This window comes from Streptomyces sp. NBC_01471 (assembly GCF_041438865.1).
Lineage (GTDB): Bacteria > Actinomycetota > Actinomycetes > Streptomycetales > Streptomycetaceae > Streptomyces.
In genome coordinates this window covers 4,484,460-4,498,959 of sequence record NZ_CP109450.1, presented here as the reverse complement: position 1 = coordinate 4,498,959, position 14,500 = coordinate 4,484,460, and the positions used below count along the sequence as shown (strand labels likewise).

The following is a 14,500-nucleotide window of genomic DNA, read 5'->3' as shown; positions in this document are numbered from 1 at the left end:
GACTCCTGGGGGGGCGGGCTCGGGCTCTGCGGCGTACGGAGGCTCGCCCCCGGTCACGGGCCGGGCAGCACCTCCGCCGGCACGTCGACCAGTCGGCTCCGGAGCCACTCCCCCACCCCCTTGCCCTGCGCGTCGAACCGTTCCTGTGCGGCGACGCCCTGCCCCAGCAGCCCCTCCACCACGAAGTTCAACGCCCTCAGCTGCGGCAGCACATGGCGTGACACCACCAGGCCCCGCGTCTCGGGCAGCAGCTCCTGGAACCGTTCGACGGTGAGCGCGTGCGCCAGCCACCGCCACGCCGTGTCGGTCCGCACCCACACGCCCACGTTCACGTCACCGCCCTTGTCGCCGCTGCGGGCCCCGGCGACCCGCCCGAGCGGGACGCGCCGTAGGGCGCTGCCCCCGGGGAGCACAGCGGGCGCCTCGGACCGGCCGGGCAGCGGCTCGGGCAGGGCCGGCTCGGCGACCGCCGCCGGCTCCGAGGTACGGGGCGGATCAGGCACCACCACCCGTTCCCCGTCCGGGAGTACGGCCACCTGCCGCACCGCGCCCCGGTCCACGTACACCGCGTCGAAGACCCCGTACGGCGCGCCCTTCCCGGGCGGGGCGGTCACATGGAATCCGGGGTAGCTGCCGAGCGCCAGCTCGATCGCGGCGCCGCTCACCACCCGCCCGACCGCCTCCCGGTCGCTGTCGCGCACCACCAGGCGGAGCAGCGCGCTCGCGCACTCCTCGGTGTCGGCATCGGCGCGGTCCGTACGCACCAGCTCCCACCGCACGTCCGCCGGACGGGAGGGGCCCGGCCCGCCCGTCGCCGCGCCGAAGGCGTCCTCCACCTGATCGCGGACCAGCGCCGCCTTGGCCTCGATGTCGAGACCGGTGAGCACGAACACGACCTCGTTGCGCCAGCCGCCGATGCGGGTCACCCCCGCCTTGAGCGTCGGCGGCGGCGGCTCGCCCCGTACGCCCGAGATCCGCACCCGGTCGGGCCCCTCCTGCACCAGCCGTACGGTGTCGAGCCGGGTCGTGACATCGGGCCCCGCGTACCGCGCGCCGCCTGTCTCGTACAGCAGTTGCGCGGTCACCGTCCCGATGTCGACCACCCCGCCCGTACCCGCGTGCTTGGTGATCACGGCTGATCCGTCGGCGCGGATCTCCGCGACCGGGAAGCCGGGGTGGCGTATGTCGTGGCCGGTGAAGAAGGAGTAGTTGCCGCCGGTCGCCTGGGTCCCGCACTCCAGGACGTGCCCTGCGGTCACCGCGCCGGCGAGCTGATCGAGGTCGCCGGGTCCCCAGCCGAAGTGCCAGGCGGCGGGCCCGGTGACCAGCGCCGCGTCCGTCACCCGGCCGGTGACCACCACATCGGCCCCGCCCCGCAGGCAGGCGGCGATCCCGGCACCGCCCAGGTAGGCATTGGCGGTCAGCGCGCCGTCCGGCAGCGGCAGGGCATCGCCCTCGACATGCGCGACCCGCACCGGGACACCGGTCCGCTCGCTCAACTCCCGAACGGCATCGGCGAGTCCGGCCGGGTTGAGACCGCCCGCGTTGGTGACGACCCGCACCCCCCGGTCGTGCGCCTCGCCGAGGCACTCCTCCAGCTGGCGCAGAAAGGTCCTGGCGTAGCCGGTGCGGGGGTCCTTGAGGCGGTCGCGGCCGAGGATGAGCATGGTCAGCTCGGCGAGGTAGTCCCCGGTCAGCACGTCCAGCCGGCCGCCGGTGAGCATCTCCTTCATCGCGCCGAACCGGTCGCCGTAGAAGCCGGAGGCGTTCCCGACCCGCAGCGGCCTCACACCGCGCCCTTCGGGGCGTCCTTCGGAGCGTCCTTCGCTGCACCCTCCGTCGCGCCCTTCGGCGTTCCCTTTGCCGCGCGTCCGGTTCCGGGCGGGCCTGCGAAGGCCTGCGCGATGTCCAGCCACCGGTCGGCGTCGGCGCCCGTCGCACGCAGGGCCAGGTCGTCGCGGTGGGCGCGCTGGGTGACCAGCAGGCAGAAGTCGAGGGCGGGCCCGGTCACCCGCTGAACGGCGTCGGCGGGCCCGTACTCCCAGAGTTCCCCGTCCGGCGCGGTCAGTTCGACCCGGAACTCCTCACCGGGCACGGCGAGACCCCGTGCGCCGAAGGCGAAGCCCCGGGCCCGTACGCCGATCCGCGCCACATGCCGCAGCCGCGCGGTCGGTGCACGCCGCACCCCGAGCGCGTCCGCCACGTCCTGGCCGTGTGCCCAGGTCTCCATCAGCCGCCCGGTGGCCATGGACGCGGTACTCATCGGAGGGCCGTACCAGGGGAAGCGGGCGCCGGCCGGGGCGGTCCGCAGCGCCCGCTGGAGCCGTTCGCGGCCGTCGCGCCAGTGGTCGAGCAGTACGGCCGGATCGAGCCCCGCGCCCTCCTCCGCGCCGTCGTCCACAAAGGTCCCGGGCGCGGCGAGCGCCTTCTCGACCTCCGCACCGAAGGCGTCGGGCTCGGTCACGGCAAGCAGTGCGGCCCGGTCGGTCCAGGCCAGATGGGCGATCTGATGGGCGATGGTCCACCGGGGCGCGGGGGTGGCGAGCGCCCACTGCCCACGATCCAACTCCGCTACGAGAAGGTCCAGTTCGGCACTCTCGCCGACCAGATCATCCAGCACGGCACCTGCATCGGACACGGATCGCTCCCTCCGGGGGCACGGCTTCGTGTCCGGGAGCATGGCAGCGACCATGAAAACAAGCAAGCGTGCTTGCATTATTTTTACGGAGCGGGAGCGGGGCGGGGTTCGCACCTCACGCCAGGGACAACTCGCCGCGTCCGCCGGGGGGGGCACCAATAGGTACGGATGTCGGCTTCACTTCCGCCCTGTCTGCCGTTCTCGATTCGGGAAACCTTCGACTCCTGCCACCCGGTGACAGCAGCAGATGCCCGGCCGCTGGAGAATCCGGCATCCTTGCGGAACCCTCGCAACCGGGCGCCCAGCACTGTGCGCGCTTCTTGTGCTTGGTTACTCACCGAAGAGTCAGGGCTTGTACTCGGTGTGGTGGATGGCGGAGGCCCAGAGCAGATCCCTGATACGGATGCACTCGGCCACGGACTCGGGATCTTCGATCAGCTCCGACCCGAGGACACGCCCTTCCGCGTCGAAGTGGCCCACGGCCAGCAGACGGTCATCGAAGAGCCACCAGTCGTTGCCGGACAGGGGGAAGACCAGCCCGACCGGGAGCTGGTGCCGTGGGAGCCACCTGATGTCTTCGCCAGCCGCCGCATTCAGATGAGTGAGAGAGTTCTCCCAGCCCACGTACGGAGAATGCGGCTCAGTGACCACGCGGACGCGCCGCACCGTCCTGCCCTCGCCAGTCACCCGCTTCATGAGCGTCATCCACGGATCAAGCCACGCGTAGTCGTCAGGCTCTCCCCGCTGCCACCGAGCGTATGGCGTGTCCTCAACGGGCGAACCGTAGTCGTCCCTCAGCTCAAGGTGAAAGGCACTGCGCTCGAACCTGTTGAACAGCTCGTCACGCTGGGCGCTGGTGATCAGGTCCACTGTTCTCCTCCAGGGCCTTACGCAGCCAGTCCAACGGCCCCTGGCCGAGCAGTTCATCGGCCAGGCGACAGGCCGTCTCCGTGACCAGCCGTCCGCGGCTGTTGTCGATCCAACGCTGTGCGCTCTCGTAGCCCTGTGGTCGATACTCGATGCCTTGGAGCAGGCACTCAAGCTTGTCCGCGTCCCTGGCGCAGATCGCCTCGGCGGTCTCCTTGTCTTCGTACTCCCGGACCAGTTCGCGCACCGTCGCGGCCAGCACCTCGGGCATGCCTGCCGTCTGGTCTGCGGTCACCTCCTCCGGGTCCGCGCCGGAGGAGTACTTCTTCCCGAGATGGTTGACGTCCCCCGTGCGGGACTCCTGCGAGTCGTGTCACACCGCAAGGAAAGCTGCCCGCGCGGGATCAGCACCCTCCAGTTTCGCGATGATCGAGGCGATGAGCGACGTGCGCCACGAGCGGTCAGCGATGCTCTCGGGATCACGCACATCGGCCATCCACCACCCCGTACGCCGGGTCTGCTTCAGCGTTCCTGCCTCGTACAGGAAATACGCTACTGCGGACAAGTCGTCAGCCACACCCGTCCCCTCTCACGCCTCAGCAAGGCGGATCGCGTATCGAATACCGTCCAGCTCCCTGCGCGTCCGCGCCGTCAACTCCTGCGTATCCAACATCACGGGCAGCTGCGTGCGCAGGCTACGCACCGATGTTGATCCAGAGCGCAGTACTGCGGGCCGGGCGACGAGCAGCGCCCACAGGGTGTGGACGTTGAGGTCGAAGAACCCGTGCTCCGGTGTCATTGCGCGGCCCTGGCTCGTGCCGACGCGGAGTGAACCGTGCGACGGGCATCGAGCTGCAGCACACGTGGCGGGATGCGAAGAACGAGGCGCTCTCGTGATCTGCGCGAGCTGCGACCGGCCGATCCTGCCCGGCGAGCCGTCGCAGGAGTACGAGATCAGCGGCGGCACCGGCGTGGTCGCGGCGGTGCGCCTGCACGTCGTCTGCCCGGTCCGGGTGCCGCCTGTGCGCCGTTACTCCCCATGAACCGCCGCCCCGGCCGGATCTCTTGGCGGATGCACCGGCCGACCGCCCGCGTGCTCGACTGCTATGAGCCCAGCGTGCACTTGACGTACACGATCAGGAACGCACTCCGCTGTGGCCGGCCGAATAGCTGGGGGCCGGGGCCGTTGAAGGCCAGCCAGGCGAGTTGTGGACCCGGCGGAGGTGACCCTCACCTGCCAACCGTTTCACCGGCCGCCTGGGCGCCCGCCCCCGTACCCGTGCCCGTCTCCGTCAGCGCCGCGCGGTCGATACCCAGCTCGCGCGCCAGCGCCTCGTCCGTCCACTCCAGCATCGTGGCGCGGGCGAGCGACCCGGTGTACCCGGTGTACGACGTCATCTGCACCGCGAGCCCGTCGAGCAGCGCCGTCAGCCGCCACGCCGCGGCCGACGGATCCGCGCAGGGGAACTCGCCCGCCTCGACGCCCTCCGCGATGACCTCGGTCAGCGCGGCCTTCCACTGCTGGTCGAGATCCCGGGTCACCTCGCGCAGGCCCGGGTCCCGCAGCGCCGCCGACCAGCCCTCGATCCACAGCCGCCAGCCCTTGGCCTTCCCCGTCGGCGCGTACCAGCGCACCGCGGCACGCAGCCGGTGCACCGCCGGGGTGCGGCGCCCGAGCAGTTTCCGCAGCTGCGCCAAGTCGCCTTCGGCGGCGTGGTGGAACGCGGCCGCCACGAGCTTCTCCTTGGTCGAGAAGTGGTAGAGAACCAGCGCGTTGCTCACACCGAGAGCCGAGGCCACATCGGCGATCCGCACGGCGGGCACGCCCCGCGCCTCGATCTGCTCGACGGCCGCGCGCAGCATTTCACCGCGCCGCTCCTCCACGCTCAACCGCACTCTTGCCATGCCGTCACCCTAAGGGGCCCTCCCCCGTGCCGGAGGCCGATCGCGTGCGACAGGAGTCAACGGGCAGGCCAGACAGGGGCCGACGGAGTATTGACACCGGGACACGGTGGGGGACACAGTCTCTCTACTGACTGGCCATTCAGTTAGTTACATGTGCCGCGCCAGTACGCTCCAGTACCGCCGTAGGAGTCCCCCCGTGACCCAAGCACCTCCCACCCCGGCCTCCCAGCCCGCCCCGCGGACCCCCGACCTGTCCACCGGCTGGGACGAGCAACGGGGACGGCTGCGCAAGGATCTTCGCCGCCTCGACGTCCTGTTCTTCCTCATCTGCACCCTCGTCGGCCTGGACACGATCGGCTCGGTCGCCGCGCGGGGACCGCAGGGGCTGACCTGGATGGCGATCCTCGCGCTCGCCTTCTTCCTCCCGTACGGACTGCTCGTCGCCGAGCTCGGCTCGGCCTTTCCGGTCCAGGGCGGGCCCTACGTCTGGACGCGGCTCGCCTTCGGGCGGCTGACGGCGGGGCTCAACCAGATCCTCTACTGGATGTCCAACCCCGTCTGGGTGGGCGGCAGCCTCTGCATCATCGCCCTGACGACGTGGGAGGAGTTCTTCACGCCCCTGCCCGGCATCTGGAAGTACGCGGCCGGGCTCGTCTTCATCTGGGGCGGCGCCCTCGCCATCGTCCAGTCCGTGCGGGTGGGCAAATGGGTGCCCGTCGCCGGAGCCGTGGCCCGGATCGTGCTGCTCGGCTTCTTCCTGGTCTCCGTCGTCGTCTTCGCCGCCGAGAACGGCCTGCACGGCCTGCCCGCAGGGGAGTTCACCCCCACGTACACCGGGTTCGTCGCCCTCGTCCCCGTCCTCATCTTCAACTACGTCGGCTTCGAACTGCCCAGCTCCGCCGCCGAGGAGATGACGAACCCGCGCCGCGACATCCCCCTCTCCATCCTCCGCTCCGGGCTCGCCTCCCTCGTCCTGTACGGCGGCCCCATCCTCGGCATCCTCTTCGTCCTGCCGGGCAAGGAGATCGGGAGCCTCGGCGGGTTCATCGACGCCTGCAAGGCCGTGTTCACGGTGTACGGCGGGCACATCGCCACCGACGGCACCGTCACCCTCACCGGCGCGGGCGCCGTCTTCGGCGGAATCGCCGCCGCGGGCCTCATCGTCGGACTGCTCACCTCCGGCGTCACCTGGGCGATGGGCGCCCACCGCGCCCAGGCGGTGGCCTGCGCGGACGGGGCCGGGCCGGCCTGGCTCGGCAGCATCTCCGAGAAGCACGGCACTCCGGTCCGGGTCAACGTGCTCTCCGCCGTGCTCGCCTCGGTCCTCTTCGTCGTGGCGCTCAACCTCACCGGCGGCAACGGCGAGAAGTACTTCGCGGCGGGGCTGAGCCTGACGATCTCCACGACGTTCATCTCGTACGTGATCACCTTCCCCAGCCTGCTGGCGCTGCGCCGCAAGTACCCCGACGCCCCGCGCCCGTACTCGGTGCCCGGCGGACGCGTCGGCGCGTGGACGGTGACGGTGCTCGCCACCGGTCTGGTCGCGTTCACCGTGATCGTGCTCATCTGGCCCGGGTTCGGCGTCGGCTGGTTCGGCACCACGGGCTCGCCGTCCGCCTCACTGCCCGCGTCCTTCGCGGGCCAGCGCCTCGCGTACACACTCACCGAGGCCGTGCCCATCCTGCTGTTCCTGGCCGTCGGGGTGGTCTTCTACGCGCTGGGCACGAAGACCCGCCGGGCAGCGGGACAGGGCCCCGCCGCTTCTCGCGCAGCGGGCGCTCTCAGAGCGGGCGCCGTACGGCGATGACGTTGTCGGTGACGGTCGCGGTCCGGCCGTCCGGCCCGCCGGCGGTCCGCCGGGGCGCGTGGCACCGCTCGGTGTGCCAGCCCTCGTCGAGCCGCAGGGACGCCAGCACCTCCCCGGGTGAGGGGAAGTGCACGTCCTCACCGGCCTGCCAGGACCAGGGCGCCAGCGAAGCGTGCTCCACCACGAGCAGCAGGCCGCCCGGCGCCACCGCACGGGCGGCCCGGCGCAGCACCTCCTCGCGGGGAATCTCGACCGGTGTGTGGAAGTAACTGGCGCTGACCAGGCCGAAGGAACCCTCGGGGAAGGTCTCGGCCAGGTCGTGCCGGGCCGGGTGCACCCGGTCGGCCGTCCCGGCGGCCTCGGCGCCGGCGGCGACCCGGTCCAGGGCCGTGGCGGAGACGTCGACCGCGGTGACGTCCCAGCCCCGCGCGGCGAGCCAGAGCGCGTCGCCGCCGTGCCCGCAGCCCAGGTCCAGCGCGGCGCCCGGAGTGGGCGCCAGGGCGGTGACGAGTTCGGCCAGGACCGCATTGGGCCGGGTGCCCCACTGCGGCGGGAGTTTCGCGTAGTGGCTCTCCCAGAAGACGGTGGAGTCGGTGGTGCTGTTCATGGGATCGGCCTCTCTGCGGCGGTTGGTGTGTGGCCTGTGCTGAGGACACTGCGCCGGGCCCCGGCGGAGTTGCAAAGGTTCATGCCGGTTCGGCATCTTGAGGGGCATGGGTACCGCGAAGAAGGACGTGCTGGACGCCGTCGGGCCGCGCCTGCGGGAACTGCGCCGCAGGCGCGGCCTGACGCTGGCCGAACTGGCCGAGCGGACCGGGATCAACGGGAGCACCCTGTCCCGTCTGGAGGGCGGGGCCCGCAAACCGACCCTGGAGCTGCTGCTGCCGCTCGCGGAGGTGTACGCGGTCCCCCTCGACGAGCTGGTCGGCGCCCCGCGCACCGGCGATCCGCGCATCCACATCCAGCCGGTCACCCGGGACGGCATGACGTACGTGCCGCTCAGCCGCCCCGGTGGCGTGCAGGCCCACAAACTGCTGATCCCGCCCAGGCCGGGCACGGAGCCGGAGCTGAAGACGCATGCCGGGTTCGAATGGGTCTACGTGCTCGCCGGCCGGCTGCGGCTGATCCTGGGCGAGCAGCGCCTGGCCCTGAAGGCCGGCGAGGCGGCCGAGTTCGACACCCACGTCCCGCACTGGCTCGGCGCCGAAGGCGACCGGCCCGTGGAGCTGCTCGTCCTCTTCGGGCACCAGGGCGAGCGGGCCCACCTCAAGGCCCGCACCGACTGACGGGGAGCGGCTGCCGCCCCTGTCCCGCCGGCCGACCCCAACCTCACAGGGCGATACATCTAGGCCGGCGTGCGCCCGTACACCTGCTTGCCGAGCCACTGGCCGCCGTCCAGCGTCAGACACTCGCCGGTCACGTACGCGGCCTTGTCACCCAGCAGGAACAGGGCCGCCTCCGCGATTTCCGCCGGGTCGGCGAACCGGCCCGCCGGGACGGTCTCCAGCACCCCGGCCCGCGCCTCGTCCGTCGCCCACAGCGCCGCGCCCGCGCCCTCCGTCTCGGTCGGGCCGGGGGCGACGCAGTTGAGGCGGATGCCCAGCGGTGCGAGTTCGACCGCCAGGGTGCGTGTCATGGCCAGCACGCCCGCCTTCGCCGCGGCCGAGTGGACGGTCCCCGGGTGCCCGTGCCAGGCGTAGCTGGCGATCACCGACAGCACGGATCCCCCGGTGCCCTGCTCGCGCAGTCGGCGGGCGACGGCGCGCGTGCAGTAGTACGACCCGTTGAGGACGATGTCGACGACCGCACGCCAGCCGTTCGGACTCAGATCGATGCCGGGCACGACGAAGTTCCCCGCCGCGTTGTTGACCAGGCCGTCCACCCGGCCGAAGTGGTCGACGGCGGCGGCCACGAGGGCGTCGACGGCCTCCGGGTCCCGTACGTCCGTCGGTACGGCGAGGGCCCGGCCGCCCTTCTCCTCGACGAGGGCGACGGTCCCGGCCAGCCGTTCCGGGGTCCGGCCCGCGACGACGACCTGCGCGCCCCGGCCGCCCAGGGCCAGCGCGACGGCACGGCCGATACCGCTGCCGCCGCCGGTCACGATGTACGTACGGCCGGCGAACTCACCCGCGCGCACAGGCTGTTCGGTCCGGGTGGGCTCGGGGCTCGTTCCAGAACTCATGCCAGGACTCCATGTGCGTCGAGGGCGACCGCGCCGCCCGGATGGACGAGCAGCGGATTGACTTCGAGCTCGGACAGCTCGGGGTGTTCGACCGCGGCCCGCGCGAGCGCGCAGAGCGCCCCGGCAGCCGCGTCGAGATGGGCGGCGGGAGCGCCCCGCCAGCCGGTGAGCAGCGGCGCATGGCGCAGCGTGAGCAGCAGGTCGCGGGCGCGCCCGGGGGTGAGGGGCGCCAGGGCGAGGGCGGTGTCGGCGAGCAGTTCGGCGGTGACCCCGCCGATGCCGACCATGGCGACGGGCCCGAAGGCCGGGTCGCGGCGTACGCCCGCGATCAGCTCGACGGCGTACGGAGGCCGGGCCATCGCCTCCACGGCGTAGCAGTCGGACCCGGTCGCCTTCCGCATCCGGCGGAAGGCCCTCCGCAGCGCCGCTTCGTCGCAGAGGCCGAGGGCCACTCCGCCCGCCTCGGTCTTGTGTGCCAGTCCCATCGCCTTCAGCACGAGTGGATATCCGGTGCGGTGGGCCGCGTCGGCCGCCGCGTCCTCGGTGCTGACGAACTCCGCTGCGGGAAAGACCATCCCGTACGAGCAGAGCAGCGCGCGGACGGTCCGGTAGTCCCCGTCGGGGAGGCGGTGCGGAGCGGCGGCCGACGGCGCGGACGGCCGGGTGGACGGAGGTGTGGATGGTGGTGCGGACGGCGGCGCCGGGGGCCCGGTCCTTCTCAGCCGGTCCGTGGCCGCCAGCGCGGTCGCCGCCTGCTCGATGCGCTCGTACACGGGGACGCCGTGCTGACGCAGGACGGCGAGGGCCGGTGTATCGCGGGCCATGGTGTGCACGACGAGCGTACGGCCCGACTCCCTTGCGGCGCGGGCCAGTTCGCGGGCGACTTCGCACTCGTGCGCCGCCTGGGCCGGGTTGGCGGTGGCGTAGTCGCCGAAGTAGCCGGTGAGGACGGTGGCCTCGGTCTCGCCCGCGAGGAGCAGTGCCCCGGCGATCCGGGCGTAGTTACCGATGTCCGACTCACCGGCCCCCGCCAGGTCGACGGGGTTGCCGCAGCCGCTGCCCGGGGGCAGGTGCGCGGTGACGGCCGCCCGCGTGGCGGCGGAGAGTACGGGCACCACCAGGCCGTTCGCGCTCAACACGTCTGCGGCCAGGGCCCCTTGCCCTCCGCTGTCCCCGACGACGGCTATCCGGAGCGGCGGCGGCAGGGCGGGGGTGGCCGGTGGGACGGGCGCGCCCGGCCGGCCCTCAGCTGCCAGCAGGCACAGGGCGACATCCACCAGTTCGCCCGCCGTGTCGAGGAGCAGCGCACCCGAGTCCCGGCACACCGCCGCCACCACCGCACGGGCGCTGACCAGGGCGCCGGTGTGCGAGGCCGCGGCACGGCCGGACGCCTCGCTGCGGCCGACGGTCAGCAACAGCACCGGCTTGCCCGCCGCATGGGCGGCGGCGAGGGTGCGGGCGAGGCGGCGCCCGTCGCGGAAGTCCTCCACGTAGGCAGCGATCACGCGGGTCGCGTCGTGCGCGATCAGGGAGTCGAGCGCGTCCGCCGCGTCGATGTCCCGCTGGTTTCCCAGTGACACGAAGCGGGAGAAGCCCTGCCCCGCGCGGGCCAGCAGTCGGCCGATCTCCAGGGCGAGATTGCCGCTCTGCGAGACCAGACCGATCTGCCCCGCCGGGAAGTCGCCCCAGCTGAGCCGGAGTTCACTCGTCGTGTCGACCACACCCATGCAGTTGGGGCCGAGGAGCCGGGCACCGTGCGCAGTGACGAGGGAGGCGAGGCCGCGCTCCGCATCGGCCGTCGCGCCTGCCGCACCGGTGCCCGTACCGGCCACCGCCCCTCCCGAGGTGATCACCGTGAAGCAGCGCGCCCCGATCGACAGCCCCTCGGCCACCACCGGCCATACGTGCTGGGGCGGCACGGCCACCACGACGTGCTCGGGGGCGGCGGGCAGGGACGCGAGTCCAGGCAGGAACGGCACTCCGCCGAGGCCGCCGCCGCGCCGGTTGACGAGATGGACGGTACGGCGGTGACGCCCGGCCAGAGCGCCGGATGCGAGCCAGTAGCCCCACTTCTCCGGACGGTCCGAGGCCCCGACGACGGCGACCGACTCCGGGTCGAACAGCGCGCGGAGAGCGTCGGACGGGCCACCGCTGTCAGTGCCGCCCACCCGCTCCCCGGCCGTGGGTTCTGTGGTCATCCGTACCACCCGAAGCGCTCGGCGATCACCGGCAGCCGGTCCGCGACGATCGCGTGGGCGGCCGCGCGCGGCGGGGTCCCGTCGGCCTCCGACCGGGCCAGCATCTGGTCGATGAGGGTCCGCATCGAACGCCGGATGTGGGCGAACGCCTCGTCCGCGTCGGCGCCGATGTCACCGAACAGCGTCCACCACCACCACGCGTTCGTGGCCGAGTTGACGACCACATCGGGCAGCACGGTGATGCCGCGCTCCGCGAGCAGGGCCTCCGCCTCCGGCAGCACGGGCATATTGGCGGCCTCGACGATCCAACGGCCCTTTATGCGGGCCTGGTTGACGGTGTCGATGGCGTACGAGACAGCAGCCGGCACGAGCACCTCGGCGTCGGCCGAGAGCCAGGCGTCGCTTTCCGGCAGCTCCACGTCGCCGGGGCCGAGGGCGGTACGGTCGACCGCCCCGTACGCGTCCCGCGCGGCCAGCAGCGCCTCCACGTCGAGCCCGCCGGGGTTGGCGATGGTGCCCTTGACGTCGGCGACGGCCACGATCTTCAGACCGGCCGCGGCGAGGAACCGGGCGGTCGCCCCGCCCATCGTGCCGAGCCCCTGCACCGCGACGCGCGTCCCCTCGTACGGGACTCCGGCCCGGTCCAGGACCGCCAGCACCGATTCGGCCACGCCACAGCCGCCCGCCAGTTCGTCGAGGCCGATGCCGTCCACCTCGACAGCGAACGCGTCCGCCAGCCGCTGCCGGGCCGTGGACTCGTCGTCCAGCAGCGGATAGACGGCCTGGATGGAGGAGACGAGGCCCGCCTCGGCGGCGGCCCTGTCCACGATGTCCTGGCTCAGCCCCAGATCCTCGCCGGTGGTCCAGAACCTCTCGATGTACGGCCGCATGGCCCGCAGGTAGCGCACCAGGACGCCGTACGCGTCGGGGCTCCGCGGATCGCAGTCGATACCGCCCTTGGCTCCGCCCAGCGGGATGTAACGGGCCGTCGGGTCGTCGCCGTTGAAGTGCAGGGCCTCCTTCATGGTCATGCCCCGGGCGAGCCCGGCGACCTCGTCGAGGGTGCAGCCCTCCCGCATCCGCAGGCCACCGCTGGACACACCGCGCACCAGCCGGTCGACCACCAAGTGGCCCGCACGGCCCGTGACATGGTCGGTCCAGGTCAACGAGATCAGCGGGGCGGCGGGGGCTGTGGGGGTGGCGGGGCTCGGCTGAGTGGTCATCGGCGTATCTCCTCCGGAACGGTGATCAGGGTCGGGCCCGGCGCGGTCAGCGCCCTGGCCAGCGCGTCGGCCAGCTCATCGGTTGAGTGGGCCCGCTCGCCGAAACCGCCGTAGGCGCGGGCGAGTGCGGGCAGGTCGACGCAGGGAAGATCGACGGCGGTGGGGGTGTCTCCACGGGCGGTCATCTCGTCGCGGATCTCGCCGTAACCGCCGTTGTCGAACACCACGACGGGCAGCGGGAGCCGCAGGTGCGCGGCGGTGGCCAGCTCCTGGACGGAGAACTGCAGGCCGCCGTCACCGCTGAGAGCGACGACCTGCCGGCCGGGGCAGGCGGTCTTCGCGCCGATCGCGGCCGGCAGGGCGTAGCCGAGCGTGCCGAACCCGGTGGGATGCAGGTACCGGCCCTCGGGTCCGACGGGCAGATGCGGCAGCGCACCGTAGTAACAGCACTGGGCGCTGTCGGATGTGATGACGGCGTCGGGGGCGAGCACCCGGCGGACGGCCCGCAGACAGGGCACCCAACGGGCGTCCCGGGCGCGGGTCTCGTCGTCCCGGGCGACGCGCAGCGCGGCGACGGCGCGGGCGGTGCCACCCTCCGGTACGGACGGGATCCGCCCGGCGGCAGCCCCGGCAGCGGCAGCCCCACGACCCCTCGCCCGCAGCGCATCGATGACAGCGCCCAGCGTCGCGCGGGCATCGCCCACCAGGGGGTGCCCGGCGACCGGCTCCGCGTACATCTGGGCCGGGTCGACGTCGATCCGGATCAGGGCGCCGTTCAGCTGCGGCGGAGCGGACCACAGGTCCGACTCCGCCAGCTCCGTACCGACGGCGACGACGGTGTCCCGGTCCGCCAGCCACTTCTGGACGGCCGGGCTGTGCAGCGACACCCCCACCGACAGGGGGTGTGTCTCCGAGACGATGCCCTTGCCGTTCGCGGTGGTCACCACCGGGGCGCCCAGCTCCTCGGCGAGTGCGAGGCACTCCGCCCCCGCGTCGCGCGCACCGCCCCCGAGCACGATCGCCGGGCGCCGCGCCGCGCGCAGGGCGTCCGCCGCCCGGTCCACCTCGGCGCGCGGGGGAACCACCGGCGCGGCGGGCGGGGCGAGCCGGATCGCGCCCACCGGTTCGGCGGCCTCCAGCAGGTCGAGCGGGATCTCGATGTGCGCGGGCCGCGGCCGGCCCGTACGGAACAGCGCGAACGCCCGCGCCACGGCCGCGCCGATCTCGTCGACCGACGACACCCGGTGGCTGAAGGCCGCCACACCGCGCACCGCGTCCGTCTGGCTGCGCATCTCGTGCAGCAGCCCGTTGGAGAGCCGGGGGTGCCGCAGCGGCATGCCGGGCGAGACGACGAGCAGCGGCACGCTGTCCGAGTACGCCTGTCCGACCGCTGCGGCGACGTTCAGCAGCGCGGGCCCGGTGGTGGTGATCGCGACCCCTGGCCGGCCGCTCACCCGGGCGTACGCGTCCGCCGCGTAGCCCGCACCCTGCTCGTGACGCGGCGTCACCTGGTCGATGCCGTAACGCCGCAGGTACCGGTACACCTCCAGGTTGTGGGTGCCGGGGATCCCGAAGACCTCCCGCACGCCGTGCGCCGCGAGGGATCTGACGACGGCTTGTCCGCCGGACATCGCGGACTCGGCTCCGCCGGAGAGGCGGGGTGCGCTGTGCTCGCTCATC

At 72.8% G+C, this 14,500-nt stretch carries 14 protein-coding genes and 1 pseudogene; 3 read left to right on the top strand and 12 right to left on the bottom strand.

Annotated elements, in window-relative coordinates; translation table 11 throughout:
• Positions 1-53: 53 nt before the first annotated feature.
• From OG285_RS20085 to OG285_RS20060, 6 genes and pseudogenes are all read right to left on the bottom strand, one after another.
• Complete coding sequence (locus OG285_RS20085) at positions 54-1,733, bottom strand: acyclic terpene utilization AtuA family protein (protein ID WP_371793570.1); 1,680 nt, start codon at positions 1,731-1,733, stop codon at positions 54-56.
• A gap of 53 nt (positions 1,734-1,786) precedes the next feature.
• The gene (locus OG285_RS20080) at positions 1,787-2,638 is read right to left on the bottom strand and encodes a TIGR03084 family metal-binding protein (protein WP_371791761.1); all 852 of its coding nucleotides are present in this window, start codon (positions 2,636-2,638) and stop codon (positions 1,787-1,789) included.
• 83 nt (positions 2,639-2,721) lie between these two features.
• On the bottom strand, positions 2,722-2,946 hold the full coding sequence (locus tag OG285_RS20075) for a helix-turn-helix domain-containing protein (protein ID WP_371793569.1): 225 nt from the start codon (positions 2,944-2,946) through the stop codon (positions 2,722-2,724).
• A gap of 37 nt (positions 2,947-2,983) precedes the next feature.
• The gene (locus OG285_RS20070; RefSeq protein ID WP_371791760.1) at positions 2,984-3,508 is read right to left on the bottom strand and encodes a DUF6879 family protein; all 525 of its coding nucleotides are present in this window, start codon (positions 3,506-3,508) and stop codon (positions 2,984-2,986) included.
• Positions 3,480-4,082: pseudogene (locus tag OG285_RS20065) on the bottom strand (HD family hydrolase). Before OG285_RS20065 ends, OG285_RS20070 begins: the two are co-directional and overlap by 29 nt.
• A 12-nt stretch (positions 4,083-4,094) precedes the next feature.
• Positions 4,095-4,304: a hypothetical protein gene (locus OG285_RS20060; RefSeq protein WP_356828005.1), complete on the bottom strand. Its 210-nt coding sequence runs from the start codon at positions 4,302-4,304 to the stop codon at positions 4,095-4,097.
• 94 nt (positions 4,305-4,398) lie between these two features.
• On the opposite strand from OG285_RS20060, the gene OG285_RS20055 reads away from it, so the two are divergent.
• Positions 4,399-4,548, top strand: coding sequence for a hypothetical protein (locus tag OG285_RS20055; protein WP_371791759.1), 150 nt, complete (start codon positions 4,399-4,401; stop codon positions 4,546-4,548).
• Between the two features lie 187 nt (positions 4,549-4,735).
• Here the strand turns inward: OG285_RS20055 and OG285_RS20050 are convergent, their stop codons facing one another.
• Complete coding sequence (locus OG285_RS20050) at positions 4,736-5,410, bottom strand: TetR/AcrR family transcriptional regulator (RefSeq protein WP_371791758.1); 675 nt, start codon at positions 5,408-5,410, stop codon at positions 4,736-4,738.
• 196 nt (positions 5,411-5,606) lie between these two features.
• Here OG285_RS20050 and OG285_RS20045 point away from each other — a divergent pair, with 196 nt between their 5' ends.
• Positions 5,607-7,217 (top strand): APC family permease, encoded by a 1,611-nt coding sequence (locus OG285_RS20045; RefSeq protein ID WP_371791757.1) that lies wholly within the window; start codon positions 5,607-5,609, stop codon positions 7,215-7,217.
• Here the strand turns inward: OG285_RS20045 and OG285_RS20040 are convergent.
• Complete coding sequence (locus OG285_RS20040) at positions 7,192-7,824, bottom strand: cyclopropane-fatty-acyl-phospholipid synthase family protein (protein ID WP_371791756.1); 633 nt, start codon at positions 7,822-7,824, stop codon at positions 7,192-7,194. The genes OG285_RS20045 and OG285_RS20040 overlap by 26 nt on opposite strands.
• Positions 7,825-7,930: 106 nt before the next feature.
• On the opposite strand from OG285_RS20040, the gene OG285_RS20035 reads away from it, so the two are divergent.
• A complete protein-coding gene (locus tag OG285_RS20035) occupies positions 7,931-8,503 on the top strand; it encodes an XRE family transcriptional regulator (protein WP_371791755.1) in 573 nt (190 codons plus the stop codon).
• 59 nt (positions 8,504-8,562) lie between these two features.
• Here the strand turns inward: OG285_RS20035 and OG285_RS20030 are convergent, their stop codons facing one another.
• Genes OG285_RS20030 through OG285_RS20015 form a run of 4 tightly spaced genes read right to left on the bottom strand, consistent with a single transcriptional unit; the run spans position 8,563 to position 14,499 of the window.
• Positions 8,563-9,399 (bottom strand): SDR family oxidoreductase, encoded by an 837-nt coding sequence (locus OG285_RS20030; protein ID WP_371791754.1) that lies wholly within the window; start codon positions 9,397-9,399, stop codon positions 8,563-8,565.
• On the bottom strand, positions 9,396-11,597 hold the full coding sequence (locus OG285_RS20025) for an acetate--CoA ligase family protein (protein ID WP_371791753.1): 2,202 nt from the start codon (positions 11,595-11,597) through the stop codon (positions 9,396-9,398). The genes OG285_RS20030 and OG285_RS20025 overlap by 4 nt, the downstream gene beginning before the upstream one ends.
• A complete protein-coding gene (locus OG285_RS20020) occupies positions 11,594-12,820 on the bottom strand; it encodes a Glu/Leu/Phe/Val dehydrogenase dimerization domain-containing protein (protein WP_371791752.1) in 1,227 nt (408 codons plus the stop codon). The genes OG285_RS20025 and OG285_RS20020 overlap by 4 nt, the downstream gene beginning before the upstream one ends.
• Positions 12,817-14,499 (bottom strand): thiamine pyrophosphate-dependent enzyme, encoded by a 1,683-nt coding sequence (locus OG285_RS20015; RefSeq protein WP_371791751.1) that lies wholly within the window; start codon positions 14,497-14,499, stop codon positions 12,817-12,819. Before OG285_RS20015 ends, OG285_RS20020 begins: the two co-directional genes overlap by 4 nt.
• Position 14,500 lies beyond the last annotated feature (1 nt).

Excerpts from the sequence above, each read along its gene's own strand:
- OG285_RS20085 (WP_371793570.1), bottom strand. The coding sequence starts at position 1,733 with ATGAAGGAGATGCTCACCGGCGGCCGGCTGGACGTGCTGACCGGGGAC.
- OG285_RS20050 (WP_371791758.1), bottom strand. The coding sequence starts at position 5,410 with ATGGCAAGAGTGCGGTTGAGCGTGGAGGAGCGGCGCGGTGAAATGCTG.
- OG285_RS20060 (WP_356828005.1), bottom strand. The coding sequence starts at position 4,304 with ATGACACCGGAGCACGGGTTCTTCGACCTCAACGTCCACACCCTGTGG.
- OG285_RS20015 (WP_371791751.1), bottom strand. The coding sequence starts at position 14,499 with ATGAGCGAGCACAGCGCACCCCGCCTCTCCGGCGGAGCCGAGTCCGCG.
- OG285_RS20040 (WP_371791756.1), bottom strand. The coding sequence starts at position 7,824 with ATGAACAGCACCACCGACTCCACCGTCTTCTGGGAGAGCCACTACGCG.
- OG285_RS20030 (WP_371791754.1), bottom strand. The coding sequence starts at position 9,399 with ATGAGTTCTGGAACGAGCCCCGAGCCCACCCGGACCGAACAGCCTGTG.
- OG285_RS20020 (WP_371791752.1), bottom strand. The coding sequence starts at position 12,820 with ATGACCACTCAGCCGAGCCCCGCCACCCCCACAGCCCCCGCCGCCCCG.
- OG285_RS20035 (WP_371791755.1), top strand. The coding sequence starts at position 7,931 with ATGGGTACCGCGAAGAAGGACGTGCTGGACGCCGTCGGGCCGCGCCTG.
- OG285_RS20025 (WP_371791753.1), bottom strand. The coding sequence starts at position 11,597 with ATGACCACAGAACCCACGGCCGGGGAGCGGGTGGGCGGCACTGACAGC.